The organism is Micromonospora sp. NPDC002411 (genome assembly GCF_053592955.1).
The window spans coordinates 1-4882 of record NZ_JBSFBM010000431.1; the positions used below are offsets into that span (position 1 = coordinate 1).

Below are 4882 nucleotides of genomic sequence, written 5' to 3' on the forward strand. Positions count from 1 at the left end.
TGGGAAGCTACATCCGCACCTACGGCTCCCTGGATCTCGACGCGGCGCTGCTCGTCCTGCCGCTGCTCGGTGTGGACCCGACCGATTCGCCCCGGCACCAGGGCCGCGCCGCCAATCAGTGGTACGAGCGTGAACTCCGCCCAACGTCGAACGTTCATGAACCGCCCCTGCAGGAGAGATGATCGAATTCGGCGTCACTGCCAAGCGGTGCCTGTGCCACAGCGGGCCACGCCCGACGAGGGGTGTGGCCCGCTGTGGCAGAACCGTCAGTACAGCGGCTTGATGAAGACACCCGCCTGATCCGCGATGGCATGCGTGGTGCCTGAGCTGTTGTTGTAGAGCGTGGTGCCGCCACCAGTCCCGACGATGGCGAGGTTGGAAGCCGTCTCCCCGGCGGCGAAGTTGACGTTCGACGCCGACGGTCGCGCCTCGTCCGTCGGGTAGGCGGTCAGCACGCCCGCCGTGGTCGGAGCGGTGACGGTCAGGTTCGCCACCATCGCCGCCACGAACGGGCAGGAACAGTTCGAGCCGGCCGCGAAGTTGGCATAGGCCGTGATCGACTCGCGCGGATTGAGGGGATGGTTTCCCCGGTTCGGGTCGGCGCGCGTGTCGGTGATGCGAACCGGGGAGTTCGGCACGTACGTCAACTGACCGTCCGGCCCGAAGTAGCCGGCCACGTCCGCCACGACGTGCGTGCTGCCGGAACTCGCATTGTGAATGTCGACCCTGCCTCCCACCACCGGGACGGTCACCAGGTTCGGAATGGTCTGCCCGGCGACGAAGTTCAGGTTCGAGGCGGCCGGCGGCGCGTCACCGGAGGGAAAGACCTTCAGGACGCCGCTCGTCGTCGGCCCGGTCACAGTGACGTTAAGGACGACGGCGGTGGCATCCGCCGGGATCTGCCGGGCAAGGTCCAACTGCCGGGTGGTGTTCGGCGGGAACGCTCCCCCGGAGGTACGGGTGTCGAGCGCCCGCTGCGGGTTGAGGGCGGTGAACCCTTGGCCCTCGGCGCTGTACTGCCCCTGAAGGTCGGCGATCACGTGCACGGTGCCGCCACTGCTGTTGCGGATCCGGATCTTTCCGTTCTCCACCGGAACGGTGACCAGGTTCGGCACCGTCTCCCTGGCCACGAAGTTGACGTTGGACGCGCTCGGCGTTCCCGCACCGTCCGGATAGACGGTCAGGAAGCCCGACGTCGTCGGCTCGGTCACCGTCACGTTCAACACCACGGCACTGATCCGCGCGACGGGGACTCCGCCGATGCTGCTGAGTGGCAACACCACGTCGGAGTTCGCCGGAATCGGGGTGGTCGTTCCCACACCGACTGCGCTGCGGGTGTCGAGCAGCCGGGTCGGTGACACCGGCGTGTAGTGCGCCCCCAGAACCGTGCAGAGGTTGGTGATGGAGCCGGGGGCGTCACGGTTGCCGGAAAAGTTCGTGCGGACGTAGGCGCAGGCCCGGCCCGCGCGGCGGAACCGGTGCGTCTCCTCCGGCGACTGGGTCACCCGGTAGAACTTCGAGTCGCTGAACTTGTAGGTGAAGGTCCCCACCGGGCCGTCGGACGGCCAGATCGACCGGCTGATACTCCGGGAGGTCCCGTCCAGCGGACCGCCGCCGACGGTCTGACGGAAGGGCTGCGTGGACCAGTCGAAGCCGACGACCCGCTCGACTGCGCCTCGGTCGTGGTAGCCATTGCCGGTGCCGGTGTTGGCCGCCTCGGGGTCGTCGGCGTGCGCGTTGCCCAGCATGTCGGTTGCCGGTACGCCCCGTGCCGTCGCGTTGGACGAGTCGATCGCCGGTGAGCCCGGCTTCAGGGGAACGAAGCTCCGCATTCCGCCGCGCTGAAGGTCCAGTAGTGGATCGGCGGCGATGTCGTGTCCACCCTGCCCGGTGGCGGCATGGAACGCCTCCACTGTGGCGTGCGTGGTGCCGGCCCAGGCGTACGGGGCGACACCCGCCGTGGGATCGATCAGGTTGTAGTCCGCCACGGCCGGCAGCGAGGCCGCCGAGACCGAGATGGCGCCGTCGACGACAGGCACCTTGCACGAGATCGCCCGGTCATCCAGAGGTTTGATGATGTTGTTCTCGACGGCCGCGTCGGTGGAGGTGCCCGCGAGGTCGATCCCCGATCCGCAGGCCGCGGTGACCGTGTTGTTGGTGACCGTGCTGCCGGGCGCGTCGGTCACGCGGATCCGCCCCGCCATGACCTGGTTGGCGACGACCCTGGTGCCGGTCGACGTCCCGTCGACAACGATTGTGGGGAGACCAGTGTCATTGAGGTTTACCAGCCAGTTCCGGCTGATCGTCACGTCATGGGAAGCCCCGCTGACACGTACCGCTGCCGGCACCTTCGTCTGTTGCGCGGCGATCCCGTTCACCGTGACCCGGGACGAACCGTCGATCACCACAGCAGGTGAGGCGCTGGCATTGTGCCCGTACAACACGAAGCCGTCCACGACCACGTCGTGAACCTGGTTGAGGGACAGGATGGTGCCGGTGACGTCCGACCCGTTGGTCCGGCCCACGTAGACCCACCCGTTGAACGCGTTCACCGCGCGGAAGGTGATGGGCGCGTTCTCCGTGCCGGACCGGGTGAAGGTGACCGTCTCGGGGTAGTTGCCGGGCTGCACCAGCACCGTCTGACCGGGCTGCGCCACCGCCGCCGCCGCCGAGATCGTGCAGTACGGTGCCTCTTCGCTGCCATCGGCGACCGGTGAGCAGTTCGCGCCGCTCACGTAGAGCTCGTTCGCCGGGCTGGCCGCCGCTCGGGCGACCGGCGCGGGAGCCGCCGCCACCGCGGGCGCCGCCGGGCCCACCAGGCCCACACCAGCGAGCAGCGGTACGACCGCGAGCCCTGTCACTATTCGTCTGTCCATCACACACCCCCGTGCAAGTCGATCATGCGGTGAGAGAGTACCGCGATGGTGAACGATGTGATCAGCTCCGATCGGTCGGCACCCTCGCCCGTTCGGCCGCGCCGTGTCAGTCGTGCCGCTCGGTGCGCTCGATCTCGGTGAACGCCGCGCTCAGGTAGCCGTCGAGCGGCCGGCCCGTCACCGCCAGCAGGTCGGCCACGAGCAGTGGGGCGTGTCGGGCGAGCGCCGCCGGGCCGGGTGGCGAGTCGTCCTCGCCGGGGTCGTACACGCCGAGCGCCCCGGCCAGCAGGACCAGCACGACGTGCGGGTCGACCTCCGGTCGCCAGGGGGCCGCCGCCCGAACGCACCGCTCCAGCACCTGCCGCACGTCATCACCGTCCAGCCCGTCCGGATGGGTCGCCTCCAGCAGCAGCCGCACCACCGCGCCGAGCACCAGCCCCGAGCGTTCGGCCACGGCGAGCCGGCCGGAAGCCACCTCGTACGCCTCGGTGTCCTGGTCTCTAGCGGCCTCGACCGCGTCGGTGGCGGCGCCGGCGATCTCGCGGGCGGATGCGGGCAGGTGTCGCCAGGTCACGCTCACCGGGCCAGCATGGCAGAGCACCCCGACAGCCGCCGCCTGGGTAAACGGTTCGCACGATGTCGCACCCGGCGAACAGAATGTCGGTCATGTTGCGTCGCGCCCTCCCCCGCCGCCCAGAAGCTCGCCGGCTCCTCGTCGGCACTCTGTTGTCGGCGATCGGGCGCGGCCTCACCCTGCCGTTCCTCTTCATCTACCTCACCGACGTACGCGGCCTCACCGACACCCGGGCCGGGCTGGTGATCGGCTGGTACGGCGCGGTCACCCTGGCACTGTCGCCACTGGGCGGGACTCTGATCGACCGATTCGGGGCGCGCCGGGTGGTGCTGCCGTGCCTGCTGATCGAGGCGGTGGGCACCGGCTCGCTGGCCCTGGTTGATTCGAGCGCCTCCGCGTTCGCGGTGATGACGGTGATCGCGGTTGGCAGCTCGGCGATCTGGTCCGGGCAGAACACCATCCTCGCGTCGCTGACCGACGACAATGAGCGGCAACGCGTCTTCGGGCTGAACTTCGCCCTGCTCAACCTGGGCATCGGCATCGGTGGCATGACCTCCGGCGCGATCGTCGACACCGGCAGGCTCGGCACCTTCCAGGTGATCTACCTGCTGGACGCGGTGACCTACCTGCTGCCCGCACTGATCCTGCTCACCCTGCCCGGCGTGGGCCACCGACTCGGCAACCTTCGGGGCGTCGACGAGCCGTCGGCCGGCGGCTACCTGACCGTGCTCCGGGACCGCCCGTTCCGGCGGCTGGTGATCTTCGGTTTGATCCTCACCACCTGCGGCTACGCACAGGTCGAGGTGGGCTTCGCCGCGTACGCGGTGCGGGTCGTCGAGGTGAACCCCCGGGTGGTGGCGTGGGCGCTCGCGGCGAACACCGTGATGATCGTGCTCGCGCAACTGCTGGTGATCCGCCGGATCGAGGGGCGCAGCCGCACCCGGGCACTGGCCGTGGTGGGTGCGGTGTTCGCCGCCGCCTGGTTGGTCCTCGGCGCGGGCGGCCTGGTCAGCGGTGAGAGCGCCCTGTTCGCCGCCCTGTGCGTGGTGGCCTGCTCGGCGATCTTCGGCTTCGGCGAGACGATGCTCTCGCCGGTGATGCCCGCACTGACCAACGCACTGGCCACCGACGAGCTACGCGGCCGATACAACGCCATGAGTTCGATGATCTTCGGGGTTAGCGGTGTCATCGGCCCGGTTACCGCCGGCCCGCTCATTGGCGCCGCCAACGGCATGGTCTGGGTGGCGACGGTGGTCGGCGGCTGCCTGGTCGCCTCGCTGGTCGCGCTGTCCCTGCGCCGCCTGCTCAGCACCGAGCAGGATGGCCTCGCAACCACCGCCCCGGCATCCCCCGCCCCCACGCCCGCCCCCGCCTGACAACCCCTCTCCCTCGCCCTGGGCGCTGCGCCCGCGCCACCCCGCACCCCGCGCGC

4 protein-coding genes are annotated in these 4882 nt (G+C 69.8%); 2 read left to right on the forward strand and 2 right to left on the reverse strand.

Going from position 1 to position 4882, the window contains the following annotated elements; all coding sequences use genetic code 11:
* On the forward strand, positions 1-182 hold a 182-nt coding region (locus ACWCO3_RS31465; protein ID WP_450013520.1), incomplete at its 5' end, for a hypothetical protein.
* An 84-nt stretch (positions 183-266) separates the two neighbouring features.
* On the opposite strand, the gene ACWCO3_RS31470 is transcribed toward ACWCO3_RS31465, so the two are convergent.
* Together ACWCO3_RS31470 and ACWCO3_RS31475 are read right to left on the reverse strand one after the other, a co-directional pair.
* On the reverse strand, positions 267-2876 hold the full coding sequence (locus ACWCO3_RS31470; protein WP_450013522.1) for a DUF1565 domain-containing protein: 2610 nt from the start codon (positions 2874-2876) through the stop codon (positions 267-269).
* A 106-nt stretch (positions 2877-2982) separates the two neighbouring features.
* Positions 2983-3456, reverse strand: a complete 474-nt coding sequence (locus tag ACWCO3_RS31475) for a hypothetical protein (RefSeq protein WP_244311529.1) — start codon at positions 3454-3456, stop codon at positions 2983-2985.
* 86 nt (positions 3457-3542) lie between these two features.
* On the opposite strand from ACWCO3_RS31475, the gene ACWCO3_RS31480 reads away from it, so the two are divergent.
* Complete coding sequence (locus tag ACWCO3_RS31480) at positions 3543-4826, forward strand: MFS transporter (protein WP_145778541.1); 1284 nt, start codon at positions 3543-3545, stop codon at positions 4824-4826.
* The last annotated feature ends 56 nt before the right edge of the window (positions 4827-4882 follow it).